Here is a 20,040-nt window from a genome sequence, read left to right as displayed (position 1 = left end):
GACAGTCAGGCTGCAGGTGATTGTGCTCCCATTGGTGAGAAATCAGCTGATACAGCAAGAAGGGCGCAAGCCGGGATGAAGTCTATGGAATATATGCCAGCAGATCTGGACGAGATGATCGCCCGCGAAAAGAAGCTTGTTGCGATTGAATACCAGAATGAAGCCTGGGCAGACGGCATTTCCGAAGGGATTGAGCCGGAAATTCTGGCGGAAGCTGCTTTCACGACAGCCCTGACAGAACTTATGCGTTCAACAGGCGAAGACAGCGCGCTCGAACTTATCGAGAAAATGCGCGAACAGATTATTGCAGGCACCTTCCTGCAGGATCGTGTTCTTCAGTAGGCAGAGTTATCCGTCGCAAATACCCGCATACGACTAGGCGGTGTATCGTATATCCGCTCCCACACTCTGCGGAACTGTCTTGCTGACGCGAACCCTGCACGCTCAGCAATATTCTCCATATCGAGAGCCGAATTCAGCAGCATTTCGCGAGCAAGGCTTATTTTCAGCCGATTGGCATAATCAATCACGCTCATGCCTGCATGTTCATTGAACAGGCGTGAAAGATTGCGCGGGCTTGCCCCGCTGGCTTCAGCGAGTTTCTCGACAGACCAGTTTTCAGCCGGATTTGCAGCCACAGCATCCTGCGCACGATGCACCACAGGATGCATGTGATTGCGGCCTTCAAGCCATGGCGAAAGCTGCGGATCGCCACCGCTGCGACGCAGATAAACCACAAGATAACGCGCCACTGATAGAGCCAGTGCATGCCCTGCCATCTCGGCCAGAATATGCAGCATTAGATCAATACCGGCAGTAATGCCCGCACTGGTCAGCCTGTCGCGATCCTCCACAAACAAACGGTTTTGCAGAACATGCGCGGTCGGTGCGAGTCGATGCAGCTCATCAATCGCCATATGATGCGTGGTGCAGTCATACCCCTCAAGCAAACCCGCGCGTGCTGCTAGAAGTGCACCAGAACAGATTGAAACCAATTTGATACCCGGACGGATTGTACGACGCATCCAGCTCACGATTTGCGTTTCAATCGCTGCATCTTCGTCGCGATTAACGACAGCAGTCCCAAGCGGAATGTCAGCTGAGCCGGATATCACCACAAGCGCATCATCTGGCAGGTGATCGGGTAGAGGCTCAATATTGGCAAGCGTGAGACCGATGGAGCTGAGCGTCGTTTCGGAAGGCCCGATAAACGTCACTTCAAACTGCACCCTATTTTGCTCCAGATTAGCCTTGCGCAAAACCTCCATCGGCCCCGCCACGTCAAGCAAAAGCGTGCGCGGCGGAACGACGACAAAGACCCGGACAGTTTTATGGCTGTCGACGGTTTGGTTCATGCAGCTTTCCGTTCTGCGCTGCCTGCAAGAGCCTGTTCCACCGTTGCTATCCTTGCAAAGCGATCCGCAAGTACCAGCTCGGTACGCGCGCGAATTTCCGCAGCACTCCACACGTGACCACTTATGTCAGTCATGGGGAAAGTCAGCGTGGCTTCGCCGACATAATCGACATCAAAGCCAAGGTCAGATGCATGACGCGTGGTGGTCTCGCAGCACTGCTCGGTGCGGATACCTGAAACGATAACCCGTTTGATGTTGTTAGAAATCAGCCAGACATCGAGACCCGAGCCCACCAATGCGCTATGGCGACGCTTACGGAAAACGGCATCCGGTTCGATCCTGATCGGTGCAAGCGCCTTCACAAGACCTGATGCCTCCGAAAACGGTCCCTCATTCTCAACATGAAAGATTTGCACGACCGGAATGCCTTTGCGCTTGGCACCATCAATCAAAGCCTGCTGCCGCTCAATGTAAGCGGCAACCTCTTCTTCTCGATAGTAAGGTCGATGCCGAAAAGATTCCTGAACATCGATAACCAGCAAGGCTGTGTCGTTGGCGGACATTTTGTGCTCCTTGTAAATTTATACAAGAACACAATACTCCCGACAATTCAGGCCGAAAGATTAACTTCGGACAAAGATGGGACAGATTGCGCCAACTACAAACTCTGAAATTAATCTAAAGATTATCAGCCCAAGCGGCTGTGTGCTTCACCGGCGCAAATTCGGTGATTTGATACTCCGCAAGCCCCTGATTCTTGAAAGGATCGTGAGCCAGGATCGTTTCAAGCTCCTCCCGGGTTATGCTTCCACTCGCAAGAATGATACCTCCATCCCGCGGATTCTTCGGTCCGGATGCCAGAAACGCCCCACTTGCATACTGCCTATCGAGAAACTCCCGATGTGTAGCGATATGTTTTTCAACTTCATTCAGAGGCTTTATATATGTCAGGTTAACAATGAACATCAGGCCACTCCATGAAGTGCCCTTCGTAAAGAGCATCGCGTCTAAACTCATTCACGCGACGCACTTTAGCATTTTATCTACCCTGCACCTCAACCAAGAATGGGGGCACCGTTTCTTGGAGTTATTTTCACGAACGAGGCAAAGCTTCCAAAAACTCGACTGGCTCGCCCTTATTCGGATTGACGATTTCCGCTTCCCACATGACTTTGATACCGCGCACGAAAGTACCAACCGGCCAGCCAGTGACAGTCTTGCCATGATAAGGCGTCCAGCCAGCCTTTGAGCCAGCCTGTTCATGCGTGATGGTTTCGCGACGTTTCATATCGACGATGGTGAGATCGGCATCATAGCCAACAGCAATGCGACCTTTGCGAGCCATACCGAAAATGCGGTTGGGGCCGTGGCTCGACAGATCGACAAAGCGCTCCAGCGAAAGCTTACCAGCATTGACATGATCGAGCATGATTGGCACCAGCGTCTGAACACCGGTCATTCCAGACGGCGAAGCCGGGTAAGACTTCTGCTTTTCTTCCAGCGTATGTGGTGCATGGTCGGAGCCGAGTACATCGATAATGCCCTGATCAACGCCCTTCCAAACACCATCGCGATGGCGCTTTTCACGCACCGGTGGGTTCATCTGGATAAGATTGCCAAGCGTCGCATATTCATCCGCCGACAACGTAAGGTGATGCGGAGTGGCTTCACAGGTTGCCACATCCTTGTGACCTTGAAGGAAATCGATTTCTTCGGCTGTAGAGATATGCAGGACGTGAATCCGTGCGCCGGTTTCGCGGGCGATACCGACAAGGCGTTCGGTGCATTGCAGTGCAGTGGTAACATCGCGCCAGACGGGATGGCTCGATGGATCGCCTTCAACACGGAGATTTTCGCGCTCCTTAAGGCGGAATTCGTCTTCCGAATGGAAGGCGGCGCGGCGACGCGTATTTTTCAGGATCGAACGGACGCCTTCATCGTCCTCAACCAGCAGATTGCCTGTTGAAGATCCCATGAACACCTTGATGCCAGCCGCACCTGGCAGGCGCTCAAGCTCGGCAACGTCTTTTGCATTGTCCCGCGTTCCGCCGACCCAGAAGGCAAAATCGCAATGCATACGATGACGGCCACGGCGAATCTTGTCTTCAAGCGTTTCAGCGGAAGTCGTCAGTGGTTTGGTGTTCGGCATTTCGAAAACCGATGTCACACCACCCAGAACTGCAGCAAGCGAACCTGTTTCCAGATCTTCCTTGTGCTCCAACCCCGGCTCACGAAAATGCACCTGACTGTCAACAACGCCGGGCAAAATATGCAGACCGGTGCAATCGATGACTTCACCGGCAGAACCTGCTGCAAGCGAGCCAATCGCCTCGATGCGCCCGTTACGAATACCAATGTCCCGCTGACCTATACCGTCGTGATTGACGATGGTTGCACCTTTCAGGATTGTGTCGAACGTTTGGGCCATTGTTGTCTCCTGCTGGCTGAATGGGACTTGCGAGCCTTTTCAATGCGGCTTACGTAACGATGGTTATAAAGGCAAGGAAGAAGCGATGGCGACGGTAGCGGAAACGATCAATCTTTCCAACAGAGCACTGGTTCACATTACAGGCGAAGACGCGGAAAAATTCGTGCAGGCCGTGATCACAACCAATCTCGACAAGCTTGGCGCCGATGAGCTGAAACCCGGCGCGCTGTTGGCACCGCAGGGCAAGATCATGTTCGACTTCCTTGTGTCGCGCATGGAAGACGGGCTGCGATTCGACATGCCTGCTGGCATTGCAGCTGATTTTGCTAAGCGGATGACGCTCTATCGTCTGCGCGCCAAAGCAGAAATTAGCCAATTGCCAGAATCACTTGTGAGTGTTTGCTGGCAGAACGATTCCGCTTCCTCAGAAAGCGATTCAATTAAGCGCGATACCCGGTTCCCTGAAGAACTGAATGTTATTCGCATTTACGGACAGGCCGGTGAAATCAGCGATGAAAGTGCATGGATTGCTCTTCGCGCTGAATATGGCATTGCCGAAGGTGAAGCCGACTTCGCCTATAATGATGTGTTTCCTCACGACATTAATTTCGATCAGACTGGCGGCGTGACTTTCCCGAAAGGCTGTTTCATCGGGCAGGAAGTCGTCTCGCGTATGCATCACCGCGGCACGCCGCGTCGACGCGTCCTCGTGGCAAAATCTGACGCGCCCCTGCCCGCAATGGGTACGTCGGTTACGGTCGGTGGGCGCGATATCGGAACCCTTGGCAGTTCATCCGGCAAACTCGGTCTGGCGCTTGTGCGCATTGACCGGGTGAAGGATGCGCTTGATTCCGGCACGCCGATTCTGGCTGGTGAGGCCGAAATTACGCTCGCCCTTCCCCCGCATGTACGCTTCACATTTCCGACTGCCGACGCGGACAAAGCCTGATGGCAGCCGCTGACCGGTCATCGGGCAAAGATCGCGCCTGGCAGCGCATGTTGTCAGGCCGCAGACTGGATCTTCTTGATCCATCGCCCCTTGATGTAGAGATTGAAGACATCGCGCATGGTCTTGCGCGTGTCGCCCGCTGGAATGGGCAGACCGTCGGCGAACACGCCTATTCGGTTGCCCAGCACTCGTTGCTGGTTGAACAGATTTTCAACCGGCTTGTGCCTGATGCGAGCATCGAATGGCAAATGTTGACGCTCCTGCACGATGCGCCTGAATATGTCATTGGCGACATGATTTCGCCCTTCAAAGCTGTGATGGGCGGGAATTACAAACTGATCGAAGCGCGTCTTGAGAGTGCAGTTCACGTTCGGTTTTCGCTGCCAGCTTCCATTTCCGTGTCTCTAAAAAAACTGATCAAGCGTGCCGATCAGGTCGCAGCTTTTTTTGAGGCAACACGACTTGCCGGTTTCAGCGAAACAGAAGCGACCAAATATTTTGGCCATCCGCGCAGCTTCGATCCGGCAGGGCTGGACCTGACGCCCCGTCCGACACAAAGCGTTCAAAATGATTTTCTGGCGCGCTTTGCAACATTGGAACAGGCGCGAAAGAAATAAGCCATGACGCATATTGTGGTCAGTCCGCTTTCGAGGCTTGAAGCCCAAATAGCTCTGCATCGCCCAAGTCACATCTTGTCATTGAGCAGCAGCGATCTTCCATCAATGCCGAGCGCCGCCACGCGGCTTAGCCTTACTTTCAACGATATCGTTGAGCCGCACGAAGGGCTGGTCATGCCTGACGATAGTCATATTCACCAGATACTGGCCTTCGCAAGCGATTGGGGTCGCTCCAAGCCAATGCTCATTCACTGCTATGCGGGTGTATCACGCTCTACCGCAAGCGCCTACATTATAGCACTTGCGCTCAATCCGGCACTGGATGAAGTAGCTCTCGCGCAAAAGCTGCGACAGCTTTCACCATCAGCTACCCCGAATATTCGACTCATCGCGCTTGCGGATCAGATATTGGAAAGAAACGGTCGCATGATTGAAGCGATCAAGGCAATCGGGCGCGGGAAAGACACTTTTGAGGGCGAAGTCTTTAGCTTACCTGTTGCAGGTTGATGCTTCGCGATACCGCATTCAGAAAGCCCCCGCGTGCATCGGGAGCCTTTTGCGCGCGCGGTTCCCACACATGCCGCAAAAAGAAGAAGCCCGTCATTCTGAATGCATCATTGAGGTCGTCATAGCAGGATGGACGCACTGATGTGCTGTTGACGAATGCAGGCAACGGCAACATTTTATCGGCCCAAGGAGCACCGGCATCGCCGCAGACCGCACGTCCTGACTTGGGCGATACATAGATCAGGTTTTCACGGACACCTGTTGCTGCACATTCTTTGAGGTCCAGGCCAAAGCCGAGTTCTTCAAGCATCATCACTTCAAACCGAAGCAATAGTTCACCTGAGGCGAGCGGGTCGTCAAAATGCTCGATAATGAGGCGGAGCGTTTCGTATAAGCCACGATGGGAATCACGCTCTGGCAATAAGCGCAGATGGGCGGCAGCAAGCTGAATACCATAAAGCGCCACAGGCGTTTCAATGAGCCGCGCCGCCGCAAAGCCAAGCGGCTCAATGGTAAAGCTGCCCATATGCTCATCAAGCCTTGCCCACCATGATAGATCGACATGATTGCCCGGCTGAAGAAGAGGCTGCATGCGGCGGGAGCGCCCGCCGCGTACCATGCCCATATGACGCCCATGTTCACGGGTCATCACTTCGACAATGGCGCTTGTTTCGCCATGTCGTCGTGTGCCGAGAACTATGCCTTCATCGCGCCATTCCATGGAGCAGCCAGATATACCTTAAGTCGGGAAGTCCAGACCCATTTCACGATAACGCTCAGGATCGTTGCCCCAGTTTTCGCGAACTTTTACAAACAGAAAGAGATGCGCGTTCTGTTCAAGAATTTCGCTGATCTCTTTACGCGCAGCCTGACCGATAGCCTTGATCGTTTCGCCCTTATGGCCAAGTACGATCTTCTTCTGGCTTTCGCGCTCGACATAAATGACCTGCTCGATACGTACCGAGCCGTCCTTACGCTCTTCCCAGCGCTCGGTTTCTACCGTCGAGGAATAAGGCAGTTCTTCATGCAGGCGCAGATACAGCTTTTCACGGGTGATTTCCGCTGCAAGCTGGCGCATCGGCATGTCGGAAATCTGATCTTCCGGATAATACCAAGGGCCATTTGGAACGGTTTCCGCCAGGAACTTTGCGAGATCCTTACAGCCCGAACCGTTCAGCGCAGAGATCATGAAAGTCTGATCGAAGGTTACAAGCTCATTGGCCTTCTTTGCCAGATCCAGCAGAACCGGGGGATCAACGCGATCAACTTTGTTGAGCACCAGCACCTTCTTCTGGCGCACGTTTTTCATGCTTTCCAGAAGCGCTTCTGCATTCTCGTTGAGACCACCCTGTGCATCCAGCAGAACGAGGATGATGTCGGCATCTTTCGCGCCGCCCCATGCGGTCGTGACCATCGCACGGTCCAGCCTGCGCTTTGGACGGAAAATACCGGGTGTATCGACAAGTACGATCTGCGCATTGTTCTCGATGAAGATACCACGAACCAGCGCGCGCGTGGTCTGTACCTTATGCGTGACGATTGAAACCTTGGTTCCCACCAACTGGTTAACCAGCGTGGACTTTCCGGCGTTTGGCGCCCCAATCAGCGCTACAAAGCCAGAACGTGTCTGCCCGGTTTCAATTTCGCCGGAAGTCGGCGTCGTCGGATTATTCATTGCTTATCCTTTTAGGAGCAACCCATTTCACAAGAAGTGGGAAGCACTCCAATTTTGTTTTGCGCAATTCCCGACGCGGTCCCGTCCCCACTTTCGCTGGAATTGCTCGATTTCAAATTGATGGCAGAGATTGGCTCCTCGCCCAAAACCAATCTGCCCTATGCGACAAGCCCACCACTGTCGCTGTTGATCCGATTATAGCCGAATTTCGCTTAAAAGAATGCAGATTTCCGCATTAGCCGGAAGTGTCGCGTTTCCAGACAGATTCCCTATAAAGCATCGCTTCTGCAGCGCTTTGCTCAGCAATCCGCTTGGATCTACCTTCACCCGTTTCGGGTGCAAATCCTTTCACTGTCACTTCAACGGTGAAAAGCGGGTCGTGGTCCGGCCCACTGCGGCTCAAAATGCTGTAAGATGGATGTACATTGCCTTGCTGATGCGCCCATTCCTGCAACTCAGTCTTGGCATCACGGCGAGCTGCTCCGGTCTCAAGCGAACGCTCCTGCCAGTAGCGCTTTATGAAGCCGCGCGCAGCCTCCAGCCCTCCATCAAGATACATCGTGGCGATCAGTGCTTCGACAACATCCGCTCGCACATTCAACAAGCGCTTATCATTGAGCGATTTAATGTCGGAACCTGTGTGGATGAGATCGGCAAGCCCGATTTCGTCCGCAATCGCGGCACAGGTTTCCGCATTGACCAGCGCATTGAGGCGCACCGACAATTCGCCTTCTGGAGCCTCTGGAAATGCTTCAAAAAGCATTTGGGCAACCACGAGACCAAGCACGCGGTCGCCAAGAAACTCAAGGCGTTCATAATTAGCACGGGATGGTGCCTGGACACTTGAATGGGTGAGCGCACGTTCAAGCCGTTTCAGATTTTGAAAACGGTATCCTGTGCGCGCCTCCAGAATTTCTGCTGCTTTATTCGCGGAGACCATTTTAGTTTCCGGTTACAGCTGTATGCGGCTCGCCACTTACCCATGAAATAAGTCGGCTGAAACGAACATCAGACGGCCATTTCCAGATTTCAAGCGGGCTTGACTTATCGGCGATTGAAAAAAAGATGATGTTTGCACGACCGACAAGGTTTTCAAAAGGCACATAGCCGACGCCAAAGCGGCTATCGAGCGAGTTATCGCGGTTGTCACCCATCATGAAATAATGGCCAGCTGGCACCTCAAATACGCGCGTATCGTCGCCAATGGAATTTGGCGCCAGATCAAGCGTGTCGTAGGTCACACCGTTTGGCAGCGTTTCGCGATAGACTTCAACCGGGCGATTGACCTCCGTCACGTCGGGATTATCGATGGTGCCAACGCGTTCGCGCTTTACCGCAACATCGTTGATGTAAAGCACACCACCTCGCATCTGCACACGATCACCTGGCAGACCGATCACACGTTTGATGTAATCGACATTCGTATCACTTGGCAGCTTGAAGACGACAACGTCACCACGTTTTGGCTCAGCGGCCCAGATACGACCTGAGAAAAGGTCGAGACCAAAAGGCAGCGAATAGCGCGAATAACCGTAGGCATATTTCGACACAAACAGATAATCACCTTCCAGCAAAGTGGGGCGCATGGAGCCGGATGGAATACTGAATGGTTGGAAAAGCAGGCTACGGATAACCAGCGCCAGCAACAGTGCTTGCACGATAACGCTGATGGTTTCGCCAAAGCCACCCGATTTTTTAGTCTCACTTTTGCTGGACACGCTCATTGTATCTCCGCTTGCCGATGTGCGATCTAATAACGGCTTAGATTGCCCGAGGCAATCCAATCACCGGTTTCTCGCACGATTATGAGCAGGAGTTTACCTGTCACAATCGCAATTGTTTTGTTCATATCCTTGTCGGGAAACCAGTTTTCACCATTTCCGCAACATCAATTATTCCGCTAAAGGAAGAGCTTCGATAATGACGAAGGCCTGAGCGAGAGGAAAATCATCTGTAATTGTCAGATGTATGGCAGCACGCGTGCCTTGTGGAAGCATACGTTTCAATTGTTCTGCTGCTCCGCCCGTAAGCTTCATCGTTGGCTTGCCCGAAGGCGTATTGACGACACCCATGTCCCGCCAGAACACACCATTCGAAAGCCCGGTACCAAGAGCCTTTGAACAGGCTTCCTTTGCAGCGAAACGCTTTGCATAAGAGGCTGCACGCTGTTTACGACCGTCGGATTTTGCCTGTTCAATCTCAGTAAATACTCGTTGGGTGAAGCGATCGCCGTGCTTTTCAAGTGTTTTCTCTATACGGCGTATATCAATAAGATCGCTGCCAATGCCAATGATCATATGTTTTTCGGCTCCCGCGACCGATAGAGACTGTGCTTCTCAGCAAGGCGTTCGAGCCGACGCCGACGAAAGGCAGTTACCGCAAAGCGTGTGACGAAATAGGCGACTACCGCAAAAGCCGCACCGAGAATCGTCGATCCGAACAACATAGGCTTAAGCAGAGGCGTCCAGACTTCACCGAATTTCATCGTCTGAAGCGCATGTCCCAGGTGTAAAGGCGGCGCGCTTTCCAGGTCTCCGCTTATGACAAAGCGGCCCAGCTCATAGGTGCTTCCCCAGATGAACGGTAGCGTCAACGGATTGGCAAGCGTAGTGCCAAGAGCTGCAGCGGCAATATTACCAGCCAGAAAATAGGCCAGAACGATTGCGATAATCAGGTGAAATCCGAAAAACGGTGTGAAAGCTGAAAAAACGCCAACGGCCAAGCCTGCAGCCACCGCATGTGGAGAGGCGGTGATGCGCAGCACTCGCTTGCCGCCATATTTGAATGAGCGAGCAAAGGAACGGCGCGGCCAGACGAGCAGCCTCAGGCGCTCTTTTCGGCTCGGCGGATTTCGACGTTGGAACAACATGGGCTTCTAATACTGCTCTCTGCTCACCGAGACAATTGTTATTATTGAGCTACCAATCCGGATAACAGCTTCTCGTGACCCTCGATGTTGGCTGTTTGCATACGAGGTAAATAGAACTTCGGAGATACACCCAGCATACGGCGAAACATTGTCGTGAAGGCGGAAACGCTATCGTAGCCCAAATCAAGCGCCACGCTTGTAACCGCTTCGCCTTCGGTAAGGCGTGGGACAGCGGCAAAAAGGCAAGCCTGCTGCCGCCAGACAGATAGGCTAACACCAGTTTCTCGCTGAAAATGACGGGTAAATGAGCGTCTACTCATCGCCATACGGTCAGCCCATTCGTCAATCGTTGCGCGGGCCGAGGGCTTCGTCACGAACTCCCGACACAGCTTTTGTAAGCGTATGTCTGCCGGAAATGGCAATCCCAGCGGCCTTTGCGGCAAGGTGTGTAGGTCTTTCAGAATGAGATCGATTACCAAAGAATCGCGGCTTCCCGGTTCGGGAATGCTATCGACAGAGGTTGCATCGATAATCAGACAGCGCATCAGGTCGGTCAGCCCCACCACATGCAGATAGTCTGGCACACCGGAAATTGCATCAAGAGCGATATAGATTGAGCGCATGAACACATCGCCAACGATTTCGACGGAATGTTTGACACCAGCAGGAATCCACATCGCGTGATCACCGGGGATCATCCAGCGTCCTGCATCGGTTGTAACCAGCACCACCCCCTGTGACGCGCATAAAAGCTGCGCACGGCTATGACTATGTCGAGGAACAAAATAGCCATCAGGATATTTTGTTGGAAGTGCAATGACTGGTCCGCCCATGTTTTCCAACATGGCGATCCGTTGTTCGTGGAACTTTTGCAGGTCCTCACTGCCCGGTAATAAAAGCCCCGGTGGCGATTTTGGCTTCATTGGCTTTGGCCCACTCTCGAAGGTAATGGACCAAATCACGAAAGCAGGCGCGAAACAATATGATTATGAAATGGTCAGGTTAGAAATATTCGTAAACGTACGAATTGGGTTTCCGAACCGACCTCACCACTTTGCGGGAAAATCCCGTTCCAAATTACCTTCGGAGTAGGACTATGAGCATGAGTGCTGCCGAGCAGCCAACAAGCAGTAGCGCGAACAATACGGTTCTCGCCATTATTCTGGCCACGAGTATGGGCCACTTCCTGAACGACATGATGCAGTCGCTCCTTCCGGCCATCTATCCGATGCTCAAGGACAACTACAGCCTGTCTTTCTGGCAGATCGGCTTGCTAACCTTCACCTTTCAGGTAACGGCTTCGATCCTACAACCAATCGTCGGCATCTATACCGACCGTCGTCCGATGCCTTACTCCCTACCCTTCGGCATGGGTTGCACGCTGATCGGCCTGATCCTGCTTGCAACGGCTCATCATTATTCGGTCCTGCTTTTGGGTGCGGCCTTCATCGGCTTCGGTTCTTCGGTATTCCATCCAGAAGCTGCGCGCGTTGCACGTCTTGCATCGGGTGGCCGCCACGGCTTTGCACAGTCGCTGTTTCAGGTAGGCGGTAATTTCGGCTCATCGATTGGACCGCTGCTTGCAGCTTTCATCGTGCTGCCGTTTGGTCAAGCCAGCGTGTCGTGGTTCTCTATCGCAGCCCTGATCGGCATGGCTCTGCTGTGGTATGTTGGCAATTGGTACAACCAGCATAATCTTGCTAATAAGAGCAAGCCAAAGCCCGACAAAACCCTGCCGCTACCACGTAAGAAGGTTATTGCGTCGATCTCCGTGCTCGCCATGCTGATCTTCACCAAATACGTCTATATGGCCAGCCTTACGAGCTACTACACCTTCTATACGATCAGTCATTTCGGCGTGACCGTACAGGCATCGCAGTTGCTGCTGTTCGTGTTCCTCGGTGCAGTTGCAGCAGGTACGATCGTCGGAGGTCCTATCGGCGACAAGATCGGCACGCGCACTGTGATCTGGGTATCGATCCTCGGTATCGTTCCTTTCACACTCGCCTTGCCTTATGCAAACCTTGAAGTAACAACTGTTCTCACCGTGATCATCGGTTTCGTGCTGGCATCTGCCTTCCCTGCCATCATCGTGTTCGCACAAGAGCTGCTTCCGGGACGTGTGGGCATGGTTTCAGGCCTGTTCTTCGGCCTCGCATTCGGCATTGCGGGCATTGCAGCAGCAGCGCTCGGCATCGTCGCCGACCGCACAAGCATCGAGTTCGTCTATCAGATCTGCTCGTATCTTCCGCTTCTCGGCCTGCTGACGATCTTCCTGCCTAAGATGGAAAAGGCACGATAAGCCCAACCAGCTTTTGGTTTGAAAATAGTGGGGCACCGTTCATCCCCCAACGAACGGTGCCCCTAATGCCACTGACCTTTTGACGGCCCGGTGCAGCGGCAGCTCTAAAATAGAGTGAAAACCACCCTACTTCTTTGCTCTGGCGCACATTGCGAATGATATTTCAGCAATGCGCAAATTGTAGCTCCGGCTACACGGCGAAACTGAAGCCGTGCATACTTTCCCTGCGAAACTCGTCGAATGTTGCCGCCACCAAGCGGATGAGTGGCTTGCCGTCTTCGGTCGCAGTAATTATCCCGTTATCCACCTCGACCAGCCCATCAGCGACCAGCGGACGAAGCAGCGCCATCTCATCGGAAAATTCCATATCCGGCGCGGCATGGTTCAGATCGACACGGAAGTTGCACATGAGGGCGGTAATGATCCCTGCCCGCACGCGATCCGTATCGCGCATTGTATAACCACGCACGGTTGCAAGATCGCCCGCTACTGCCCGCTTGCTGTATTGTCCAACATCGGAAATATTCTGCGCGTATCCACCCGGATATTGTGAAATCGATGACGGCCCAAAGCCGATCAGTGTATGGCAGCGATCCGTCGTGTAGCCCTGGAAGTTACGATGCAGTGCACCTTCACGCGCAGCAGTAGCGAGTGCGTCGTCAGGTAGAGCGAAATGATCAATGCCAACAGGCTGATAGCCGAAGCCGATGAAACTATCGGCAACTGTGCTTGCCTGCGCAAAACGCTCGTCGGCATCCGGAAGGCTGTCCTCGTCGATCAACCGCTGATTGGCACGACGCTGCGGCAGGTGTGCATAACCGAAGCAGGCAACGCGATCAGGCTTGAGCTCAGCGACCCGCTTGCAGGTCTCACGCAGCGTCTCAATCGTTTGCAGCGGCAGACCATAGATAAGGTCAAAGTTTAGCTTATCTATGCCGACTTCTCGCAGCAGAGTTGCCGCACGAATAACCGTTTCAATCGGCTGAACGCGACCAATTGCTTTCTGCACATCAGCATCCACATCCTGAACACCAAGGCTCGCACGGTTTACCCCCATCAACGACAAGGTCTTTGCCAGAATTGGATTGACCGTGCGTGGATCAAGCTCAATGGCGTGTTCCATGTCCGGATGAAAATCAAACGACAGGCGAAGAGCCGCCATGATACGCTTGAACTGCGTGGCATGCAGAATAGAAGGGGTGCCCCCGCCCCAATGCAGATGTACGACTCGCGGACGAGCCGTCAGACTTGCGCTTACAGTTTCAATCTCGCTCAACAGAGCTACGACGAAATTTTCGATGACATCTTCGCGGATCGCCATCTTGGAATGACAACCGCAATAGTGGCAGATCTCTTTGCAGTACGGCACATGGATATAAAGCGAGACGCTTTCTTCCGGACCGATCTGACGCAGCCAGCGCTTTGTGCTGGCAGGTGTGATAGGCGTGAAATCCACAGCAGTTGGGAACGATGTATAGCGGGGAACGGCAAGCGCCGCATATCGTCTTATCGCGGCTTCATGCATGATGGTTCCACTCCCCGCTCCTGACGATCCGGTGAGAGTCTCTCACCTTTACGCGCACTGGACGAAGACGGGCATTCTGCCGGGCAAGTCGGCATGAGGCGGCAAGGAAGCCCGCACACATGACAGCCGATATTGTAATTGCCAGCCACAACGACACCTGTTCACCTCGTTATGATCGAGCAGCACTGCAATGTGCTGCATCATCCTCTACGGTCAGGTGTAATGGTGGCTGGGGCAAAGTTCATTGATTTGAATCAACGAATTCAAAACAAAAATATTGGGATTGCTGTAAATGAAATTATGCGGCGTCAGGGTCCATTCCGGCAACCGCAGCAAGCGAGCGGCGAGACAATATCTCGACCGTGTTGGCGTCCAGTAACTGGATAAGCCCCTGGGTCTTGAGCTTTGTGAAGCTCCGGCTAACGGTTTCAATCGTCAGGCCAAGATAGTCCGCGATGTCAGTGCGGTTCATCGACAGATGAACGAGATTAGGCTTTCCGCCACGCTTTTCCGTGCGTGCGCCTAAAACCAAAAGGAAGCTTGCTAGCTTTTCCACCGGTGCAAGACGGCCCAACACGAGCTGATTATCACGCGCGGTGCGCAATGCTTCGCGAGTCATTTGATGGAGGCGTTCTTTCAGCCTTGGAAACCGCTCCATCAGACTGTCCATTTCCTTGGTGGAAAAGGCACAAAGCACAGACGGAACAACTGCTTCTGCCGATTGCGAGTAGACGTCATCATCGGCCAAGCCGAGATAGTCACCCGGAACAAGAAAGCCCGCAATCTGGCGGCGACCGTCCGGCAGCGATGTATAGATGCGCAACATACCCGATGTTAGGCTGAAAACGCGGCGCTTTGGATCGCCCTCTTCCACCAACATCTCGTTTGCATCGAGCTTCTTGGAGGTCATAATCGCTTCAAGCGCGCCAAGATCACCGTCATCAAGCGCAGAGCAAACCGCCATACGACGCACGTCGCAATCCACGCACACTCCACAGGGAGCACGATAAGGGGATTTTGAGTCGAATATAAGAGGCGCAACAGCCACGACAAATTCCTAGATAGGGGGATGGGCATGGGCGTGCCCTTCCCCCTAAATTAAGGGTACTAGATGAATACCGCAAAGCGCAATTTCGCCGCAGGGTGGAAACAGCCTTGAGCAAAATCAATAATATAGTCGAAATCGCTTAAATATTACGGCTTCCTGGCTTAATCGCTGGGATTGCAGCGAGTTCCGGCGGCAGGTTATCTGGGGAATAGGCTGGTACTTCGTATTCCGCGAGGGCAATCAACTTCGTTCCGACATCAGCCTTACCCGCTGAACGATCAACGATGCATGCAGCAGCAACCACTTCGATGCCAATATCCTTCATGCACTCGATAGTTTCGCGAATCGAAAGACCTGTCGTGACGATGTCTTCCACAATCACAACGCGCGCACCTTTTGGCACATCGAAACGGCGCAGTCGGAAAACGCCATTTTCACGCTCAACCCAAACCGATGGGACACCAAGATGGCGTGAAGTTTCGTATGAAGGGATAAGACCACCGATTGCAGGGCCTACGACATAGTCAATCTTGCCGAGATCAGCGGCCTTGATCTTTTCTGCCAGCGCCTTGCAAAGCTTCTCGGTCTTATCCGCATGCATGAAAACGCGTGCTTTCTGCAAGAAGACCGGGCTACGCAGACCGGAAGTGAGAATAAAGTGGCCTTCAAGGATCGCTCCCGCTTCGCGGAAGACGGCAAGCACATCTTCGGTTTTCATATTTGTCCTACCCGTTCACACGCTTTGCGCCACTAACGCTTGCGCTTTCTTTTAGCTGAGAAATGATGCGGTTGAGGTGCTTTAGGTCCCACACTTCAACGTCAATTATCATTTCAGTAAAGTCCGGTGCAGTCCGCACCATTGAGAGATTGTGAATATTGGCGTCGTTGGCAGCAACGATCTGCGCAATCTCAGCCAGCGATCCCGGCGAGTTGATTGCAGATACGCTGATGCGCGCAGGGAAGCGTTCATGCATCCCTTCATCAATATCCCAGCGCACGTCGATCCAACGCTCCGGCTGGTCGTCATAGGCCGTCAATGCAGGCGACTGGATCGGGTAGATCGTGATACCGGCGCCTGGTTGCATGATACCAACAATACGATCACCCGGCACAGCACCTTCCGGCGCGAAACGCACTGGCAGATCGGAATTGGTGCCACGGATCGGCACAGCTTTGCGCTTCGGTTTTTCGCCGGTCGCAGCGGGTTCTTCGGCACCTTCAGAACCTTCCGGCACTTTAAAGATCATGCCAGCTGCGTTCTGAATGTTAAACCAGCCCTTTTCGCCAGTTTTTGCCGGGCTGTTCTGCGAAGTAACGCGCGTATCCTGATAGTCTGGATAAACTGCCTTCACCACATCTGTCGACGGCAATTCACCGCGTCCCACAGCCGCCAGAACATCTTCAACCTCTTTGCGTGCAAGACGCGGCAAACCAGGCTTGAGGATATCCTTGCTGAATGCTTTTCCGGCACGCTCAAAAGCCCGCTCGAGAATGCGCATGCCAAGGCCGGAATATTGCTTGCGAACAGCAGAACGTGTTGCACGGCGGATCGCAGCACGCGCCTTACCTGTTGCAACGAGCGACTCCCATGCTGCTGGGGGCACCTGCGCCTTGGAGCGGATGATATCCACTTCGTCGCCATTCTTAAGCTCCGTCATCAGCGGCATGATACGACCGTTGACCTTGGCGCCTACGCAGCTATCGCCAATATCGGTATGGACCGCATAGGCAAAATCGATTGGTGTCGCCCCACGCGGCAGCGCAATCAGGCGACCCTTCGGCGTGAAGCAGAAAACCTGATCCTGAAACAGCTCAAGCTTTGTATGTTCCAGAAACTCTTCCGGGTTATCGCCTTCGGACAACTGTTCAATTGTCTGACGCAACCAAGCATAAGCGTTGGTTTCAGTCGAAATCTGATGCGGATTGTTGGCGCTACCACGATCCTTGTAGATCGAATGGGCGGCCACACCGAATTCTGCAATCTCGTCCATGACGCGGGTACGGATCTGCAGTTCGATACGCTGACGCGACGGGCCGATGATCGTTGTATGAATCGAGCGATAATCGTTTTGCTTGGGCGTCGAAATATAATCTTTAAACCGACCTGGGACCATCGACCAGGTCGTGTGAATCAAACCGAGCGCGCGATAGCAGTCCTGCGTGGACTCGACCATAACGCGGAAGCCGAAAATGTCGGATAGCTGCTCGAAAGAAAGGCCTTTGGTTTCCATCTTGCGGAAAACCGACCAAGGCTTCTTCTGGCGACTTTTGACACTCGCCTTGATGCCGTTTTTCTGGAAGATCTCGGAAAGATCTTCTTCGATTTTCTGCAAAAGGCCGCGGTTTTTTTCAAGAAGTTCAGCAAGGCGATCTGTAACCGCACGCCAGGCATCCGGATTGATATAGCGGAACGCCAGCTCTTCAAGTTCTTCACGCGTGTCCTGCATACCCATGCGGCCAGCAAGCGGCGCATAGATGTCCATGGTTTCTTCTGCAATGCGTAGACGCTTGTCTTCGCGCATCACCCCAAGCGTGCGCATATTGTGCAAACGGTCGGCGAGCTTCACCAGAAGAACACGTACGTCTTCCGAGATCGCCAGCAACAGCTTGCGAAGGTTTTCAGCTTGCACCGCTTTCTTGGAAACAAGATCAAGCTTTTTAAGCTTTGTCAGACCTTCGACGAGCTTGCCGATTTCAGGACCAAAAAGCTGATCAATTTCCTGTCGGGTCGCGGTCGTGTCTTCAATCGTATCATGCAGAAGAGCAATCGCGATGGTAGCTTCATCCAGATGCATGTCGGTGAGGATGGCTGCGACTTCGAGCGGATGTGAAAAGTAAGGATCGCCCGATGCGCGCTTCTGACTGCCGTGCTTCTGCATGGCATAAACATATGCCTTATTGAGAAGCGCCTCATTGACGTCAGGCTTGTATCGCTGAACACGCTCTACAAGCTCATATTGGCGCATCATCTACAGAAACTCCCCACAGTCACATACGAAACAACAACTATTCAGATCAGAGCGGTTCCCATTAAACAGAATCCTTTGAGCCGCTCTCTCTTAACTTTTCCGCGCTACCCTACGCAAAACCACTTCGCAGTTTTGTTAGAAAAGCTCCAGATATCGCTAAAAAATAGAATATTTTGCGAGCTTCTGAACCTGTTTTTTACAAACAGCCTTAATTTCTCGTCGAAACCCTACTCAAACTCGCGTGAATTACCGCGTGATGGGCTTCTTGGCCGTCGCGTTCAAGCAGATAAAAACATGCGCTGCAGCCTTGCCGGGCTACAGCGCATGTAAAATACGGTAGTCTGAAAGGCTATTAGAAGTCGTCGTTCTTTTCAGGAGCAACGAGGCCTTCAATACCAGCCAGCAGCTCTTCTTCCGACATACGATCGAAGGAAACAACATCGTCTTCTGCAGCTTCGGAAATGCCCTCGGCCAGTGCGTCGGATGCATCGGTGATCTGAGCTGGAGCAGCAGCTTCTGGCTCATCAACCTCGACATGCTTCTGCAGCGAATGGATGAGATCTTCCTTCAGGTCGTCTGGCGACAGCGTTTCGTCAGCAATCTCGCGCAGAGCAACGACAGGATTCTTGTCGTTATCACGGTCGATCGTGATCTGTGCGCCCTGGGAAATCTGGCGCGCACGGTGACCGGCCAAAAGAACCAGCTCAAAACGGTTCTCGACCTTATCTACGCAGTCCTCAACGGTGACGCGGGCCATAGGCGGTCCCTTTCATCTCTTAAAACTTATCGGAATTTTCCCAGCACATAACGCTTATGCGTCGAAATTACAAGCAAAAGCGCAAATGCGTAGCGATAACCTTCATACAACAACGATGAACTCGTTATTCTTTGTTAATCTGTATGACAAATGTGTCTCTTGATAAATCTGTATGACAAATACGCGTCTTGGTTCAAATCGGAACAATAGAAATCGTGCTATTATCGGTTGCAATGTGCAAAATTCACGTAATGGTAATTTAGTTTGCACAAATAACAATCATAGGTTGCTTGTTTTTCTATAATATGTCCTTAGAACGCAATAAACGCATTGGTAAAAATGAATACCACCCGCCGTTTAAGAAACAAATCTGAATAAGCGGTCGCAGGCCCACTCCCTTCCGACCGTAGAGTGGATATATTACACGATGTTCGATTCTCGTGAAAAGATTGCGCTTTTTATTGACGGCGCCAATTTATATGCAGCTTCAAAAACCCTCGGTTTCGATATCGATTACCGTAAACTTTTGAAAGCCTTCCAGAAACGGGGCTATTTGCTCCGCGCGTATTATTACACCGCTCTGGTTGAAGATCAGGAATACTCATCGATCCGTCCACTGATCGACTGGCTTGATTACAACGGCTATAAGGTCGTGACAAAGGCCGCTAAAGAATTTACAGATTCAACGGGCCGACGCAAAGTCAAAGGCAATATGGATATCGAACTGACGGTCGATGCCATGCAGCTCACCGATACCGTCGATCATTTTGTCATTTTCTCGGGCGATGGCGATTTCCGTTCTCTCGTCGAAGCATTGCAGCGCAAGGGCCGCAAGGTTTCCGTGGTTTCCACTCTGACCACGCAGCCAGCAATGATTTCCGACGAATTGCGTCGCCAGGCCGATCACTTCATCGACCTCGTCTCACTGAAAGCCGAAATCGGCCGTGATCCTTCCGAGCGCCCACAGCAGCAGCGCCGTCAGGATGACGATCTCGACGACGATTATTGATATCGACTGGCAACAGCTCCTAAATCTCGA

22 protein-coding genes are annotated in these 20,040 nt (G+C 52.7%); 6 read left to right on the top strand and 16 right to left on the bottom strand.

What is annotated here, in order from left to right; genetic code table 11:
- Positions 1 to 84: 84 nt before the first annotated feature.
- Positions 85 to 342 (top strand): hypothetical protein, encoded by a 258-nt coding sequence (locus tag KMS41_03200; protein QWK78266.1) that lies wholly within the window; start codon positions 85 to 87, stop codon positions 340 to 342.
- Here the strand turns inward: KMS41_03200 and KMS41_03195 are convergent.
- The 4 genes from KMS41_03195 to KMS41_03180 all read right to left on the bottom strand — a co-directional run bounded on the left by KMS41_03195 (position 336) and on the right by KMS41_03180 (position 3,783).
- Positions 336 to 1,355 (bottom strand): helix-turn-helix domain-containing protein, encoded by a 1,020-nt coding sequence (locus KMS41_03195; protein QWK78265.1) that lies wholly within the window; start codon positions 1,353 to 1,355, stop codon positions 336 to 338. The genes KMS41_03200 and KMS41_03195 overlap by 7 nt on opposite strands.
- The gene (locus KMS41_03190) at positions 1,352 to 1,918 is read right to left on the bottom strand and encodes an isochorismatase family protein (protein QWK78264.1); all 567 of its coding nucleotides are present in this window, start codon (positions 1,916 to 1,918) and stop codon (positions 1,352 to 1,354) included. Before KMS41_03190 ends, KMS41_03195 begins: the two co-directional genes overlap by 4 nt.
- Positions 1,919 to 2,033: 115 nt before the next feature.
- A complete protein-coding gene (locus KMS41_03185) occupies positions 2,034 to 2,321 on the bottom strand; it encodes a GTP cyclohydrolase (protein ID QWK78263.1) in 288 nt (95 codons plus the stop codon).
- A gap of 127 nt (positions 2,322 to 2,448) precedes the next feature.
- Positions 2,449 to 3,783, bottom strand: coding sequence for a dihydroorotase (locus tag KMS41_03180; GenBank protein QWK78262.1), 1,335 nt, complete (start codon positions 3,781 to 3,783; stop codon positions 2,449 to 2,451).
- 85 nt (positions 3,784 to 3,868) lie between these two features.
- Here KMS41_03180 and KMS41_03175 point away from each other — a divergent pair, with 85 nt between their 5' ends.
- The 3 genes from KMS41_03175 to KMS41_03165 are packed head-to-tail and all read left to right on the top strand — an operon-like array spanning position 3,869 to position 5,856.
- Complete coding sequence (locus KMS41_03175) at positions 3,869 to 4,732, top strand: folate-binding protein YgfZ (GenBank protein QWK78261.1); 864 nt, start codon at positions 3,869 to 3,871, stop codon at positions 4,730 to 4,732.
- Positions 4,732 to 5,349, top strand: a complete 618-nt coding sequence (locus KMS41_03170) for an HD family hydrolase (protein QWK78260.1) — start codon at positions 4,732 to 4,734, stop codon at positions 5,347 to 5,349. Before KMS41_03175 ends, KMS41_03170 begins: the two co-directional genes overlap by 1 nt.
- A 3-nt stretch (positions 5,350 to 5,352) precedes the next feature.
- Complete coding sequence (locus tag KMS41_03165; protein ID QWK78259.1) at positions 5,353 to 5,856, top strand: tyrosine protein phosphatase; 504 nt, start codon at positions 5,353 to 5,355, stop codon at positions 5,854 to 5,856.
- Here the strand turns inward: KMS41_03165 and recO are convergent.
- The 7 genes from recO to KMS41_03130 form a co-directional block, all read right to left on the bottom strand.
- Positions 5,834 to 6,577 carry a DNA repair protein RecO gene (recO, locus tag KMS41_03160; protein ID QWK78258.1) on the bottom strand — a complete coding sequence of 248 codons (744 nt, stop codon included), beginning with the start codon at positions 6,575 to 6,577 and terminating at the stop codon, positions 5,834 to 5,836. The two genes, KMS41_03165 and recO, sit on opposite strands and share 23 nt — an antisense overlap.
- 18 nt (positions 6,578 to 6,595) lie before the next feature.
- A complete protein-coding gene (gene era, locus KMS41_03155; protein QWK78257.1) occupies positions 6,596 to 7,531 on the bottom strand; it encodes a GTPase Era in 936 nt (311 codons plus the stop codon).
- Between the two features lie 235 nt (positions 7,532 to 7,766).
- Entirely contained in the window at positions 7,767 to 8,471 is a 705-nt protein-coding gene (rnc, locus tag KMS41_03150) for a ribonuclease III (GenBank protein QWK78256.1), read from the bottom strand.
- A 1-nt stretch (position 8,472) separates the two neighbouring features.
- Entirely contained in the window at positions 8,473 to 9,255 is a 783-nt protein-coding gene (gene lepB / locus KMS41_03145) for a signal peptidase I (GenBank protein ID QWK78255.1), read from the bottom strand.
- A 168-nt stretch (positions 9,256 to 9,423) separates the two neighbouring features.
- Positions 9,424 to 9,828, bottom strand: coding sequence for a holo-ACP synthase (gene acpS, locus KMS41_03140; protein ID QWK78254.1), 405 nt, complete (start codon positions 9,826 to 9,828; stop codon positions 9,424 to 9,426).
- Positions 9,825 to 10,400 (bottom strand): DUF2062 domain-containing protein, encoded by a 576-nt coding sequence (locus tag KMS41_03135; GenBank protein QWK78253.1) that lies wholly within the window; start codon positions 10,398 to 10,400, stop codon positions 9,825 to 9,827. Before KMS41_03135 ends, acpS begins: the two co-directional genes overlap by 4 nt.
- Positions 10,401 to 10,441: 41 nt before the next feature.
- Entirely contained in the window at positions 10,442 to 11,323 is an 882-nt protein-coding gene (locus KMS41_03130; protein QWK78252.1) for a helix-turn-helix transcriptional regulator, read from the bottom strand.
- A gap of 173 nt (positions 11,324 to 11,496) precedes the next feature.
- Between KMS41_03130 and KMS41_03125 the strand changes: the two genes are divergently transcribed.
- Positions 11,497 to 12,702 (top strand): MFS transporter, encoded by a 1,206-nt coding sequence (locus tag KMS41_03125; protein ID QWK78251.1) that lies wholly within the window; start codon positions 11,497 to 11,499, stop codon positions 12,700 to 12,702.
- 190 nt (positions 12,703 to 12,892) lie between these two features.
- On the opposite strand, the gene hemN is transcribed toward KMS41_03125, so the two are convergent.
- From hemN to rpoZ, 5 genes are all read right to left on the bottom strand, one after another.
- Positions 12,893 to 14,227, bottom strand: a complete 1,335-nt coding sequence (gene hemN / locus KMS41_03120; protein ID QWK78250.1) for an oxygen-independent coproporphyrinogen III oxidase — start codon at positions 14,225 to 14,227, stop codon at positions 12,893 to 12,895.
- Between the two features lie 298 nt (positions 14,228 to 14,525).
- Positions 14,526 to 15,275: a helix-turn-helix domain-containing protein gene (locus KMS41_03115; GenBank protein QWK78249.1), complete on the bottom strand. Its 750-nt coding sequence runs from the start codon at positions 15,273 to 15,275 to the stop codon at positions 14,526 to 14,528.
- Between the two features lie 139 nt (positions 15,276 to 15,414).
- Positions 15,415 to 15,993 (bottom strand): orotate phosphoribosyltransferase, encoded by a 579-nt coding sequence (gene pyrE, locus KMS41_03110; protein QWK78248.1) that lies wholly within the window; start codon positions 15,991 to 15,993, stop codon positions 15,415 to 15,417.
- Between the two features lie 7 nt (positions 15,994 to 16,000).
- Positions 16,001 to 18,244, bottom strand: coding sequence for a bifunctional (p)ppGpp synthetase/guanosine-3',5'-bis(diphosphate) 3'-pyrophosphohydrolase (locus KMS41_03105; protein ID QWK78247.1), 2,244 nt, complete (start codon positions 18,242 to 18,244; stop codon positions 16,001 to 16,003).
- Positions 18,245 to 18,596: 352 nt separating this feature from the next.
- On the bottom strand, positions 18,597 to 19,001 hold the full coding sequence (gene rpoZ, locus KMS41_03100) for a DNA-directed RNA polymerase subunit omega (protein ID QWK78246.1): 405 nt from the start codon (positions 18,999 to 19,001) through the stop codon (positions 18,597 to 18,599).
- 427 nt (positions 19,002 to 19,428) lie between these two features.
- Here rpoZ and KMS41_03095 point away from each other — a divergent pair, with 427 nt between their 5' ends.
- Entirely contained in the window at positions 19,429 to 20,010 is a 582-nt protein-coding gene (locus KMS41_03095; protein QWK78245.1) for an NYN domain-containing protein, read from the top strand.
- Positions 20,011 to 20,040: the final 30 nt, after the last annotated feature.

It is taken from the genome of Ochrobactrum sp. BTU1, from assembly GCA_018798825.1.
Lineage (GTDB): Bacteria > Pseudomonadota > Alphaproteobacteria > Rhizobiales > Rhizobiaceae > Brucella.
The sequence above is the reverse complement of the archived record's forward strand: the minus strand, read 5'-3'. Positions and strand labels throughout refer to the sequence as shown.

What these genes read in the sequence shown, in the direction of transcription:
- KMS41_03105 (QWK78247.1), bottom strand. Translation starts at nt 18,244, where the DNA reads ATGATGCGCCAATATGAGCTTGTAGAGCGTGTTCAGCGATACAAGCCT.
- recO (QWK78258.1), bottom strand. Translation starts at nt 6,577, where the DNA reads ATGGAATGGCGCGATGAAGGCATAGTTCTCGGCACACGACGACATGGC.
- era (QWK78257.1), bottom strand. Translation starts at nt 7,531, where the DNA reads ATGAATAATCCGACGACGCCGACTTCCGGCGAAATTGAAACCGGGCAG.
- KMS41_03180 (QWK78262.1), bottom strand. Translation starts at nt 3,783, where the DNA reads ATGGCCCAAACGTTCGACACAATCCTGAAAGGTGCAACCATCGTCAAT.
- KMS41_03170 (QWK78260.1), top strand. Translation starts at nt 4,732, where the DNA reads ATGGCAGCCGCTGACCGGTCATCGGGCAAAGATCGCGCCTGGCAGCGC.
- pyrE (QWK78248.1), bottom strand. Translation starts at nt 15,993, where the DNA reads ATGAAAACCGAAGATGTGCTTGCCGTCTTCCGCGAAGCGGGAGCGATC.
- KMS41_03135 (QWK78253.1), bottom strand. Translation starts at nt 10,400, where the DNA reads ATGTTGTTCCAACGTCGAAATCCGCCGAGCCGAAAAGAGCGCCTGAGG.
- KMS41_03190 (QWK78264.1), bottom strand. Translation starts at nt 1,918, where the DNA reads ATGTCCGCCAACGACACAGCCTTGCTGGTTATCGATGTTCAGGAATCT.
- rpoZ (QWK78246.1), bottom strand. Translation starts at nt 19,001, where the DNA reads ATGGCCCGCGTCACCGTTGAGGACTGCGTAGATAAGGTCGAGAACCGT.
- KMS41_03200 (QWK78266.1), top strand. Translation starts at nt 85, where the DNA reads ATGGAATATATGCCAGCAGATCTGGACGAGATGATCGCCCGCGAAAAG.
- hemN (QWK78250.1), bottom strand. Translation starts at nt 14,227, where the DNA reads ATGCATGAAGCCGCGATAAGACGATATGCGGCGCTTGCCGTTCCCCGC.
- rnc (QWK78256.1), bottom strand. Translation starts at nt 8,471, where the DNA reads ATGGTCTCCGCGAATAAAGCAGCAGAAATTCTGGAGGCGCGCACAGGA.
- KMS41_03195 (QWK78265.1), bottom strand. Translation starts at nt 1,355, where the DNA reads ATGAACCAAACCGTCGACAGCCATAAAACTGTCCGGGTCTTTGTCGTC.
- KMS41_03165 (QWK78259.1), top strand. Translation starts at nt 5,353, where the DNA reads ATGACGCATATTGTGGTCAGTCCGCTTTCGAGGCTTGAAGCCCAAATA.
- acpS (QWK78254.1), bottom strand. Translation starts at nt 9,828, where the DNA reads ATGATCATTGGCATTGGCAGCGATCTTATTGATATACGCCGTATAGAG.
- lepB (QWK78255.1), bottom strand. Translation starts at nt 9,255, where the DNA reads ATGAGCGTGTCCAGCAAAAGTGAGACTAAAAAATCGGGTGGCTTTGGC.
- KMS41_03125 (QWK78251.1), top strand. Translation starts at nt 11,497, where the DNA reads ATGAGCATGAGTGCTGCCGAGCAGCCAACAAGCAGTAGCGCGAACAAT.
- KMS41_03175 (QWK78261.1), top strand. Translation starts at nt 3,869, where the DNA reads ATGGCGACGGTAGCGGAAACGATCAATCTTTCCAACAGAGCACTGGTT.
- KMS41_03095 (QWK78245.1), top strand. Translation starts at nt 19,429, where the DNA reads ATGTTCGATTCTCGTGAAAAGATTGCGCTTTTTATTGACGGCGCCAAT.
- KMS41_03130 (QWK78252.1), bottom strand. Translation starts at nt 11,323, where the DNA reads ATGAAGCCAAAATCGCCACCGGGGCTTTTATTACCGGGCAGTGAGGAC.
- KMS41_03185 (QWK78263.1), bottom strand. Translation starts at nt 2,321, where the DNA reads ATGTTCATTGTTAACCTGACATATATAAAGCCTCTGAATGAAGTTGAA.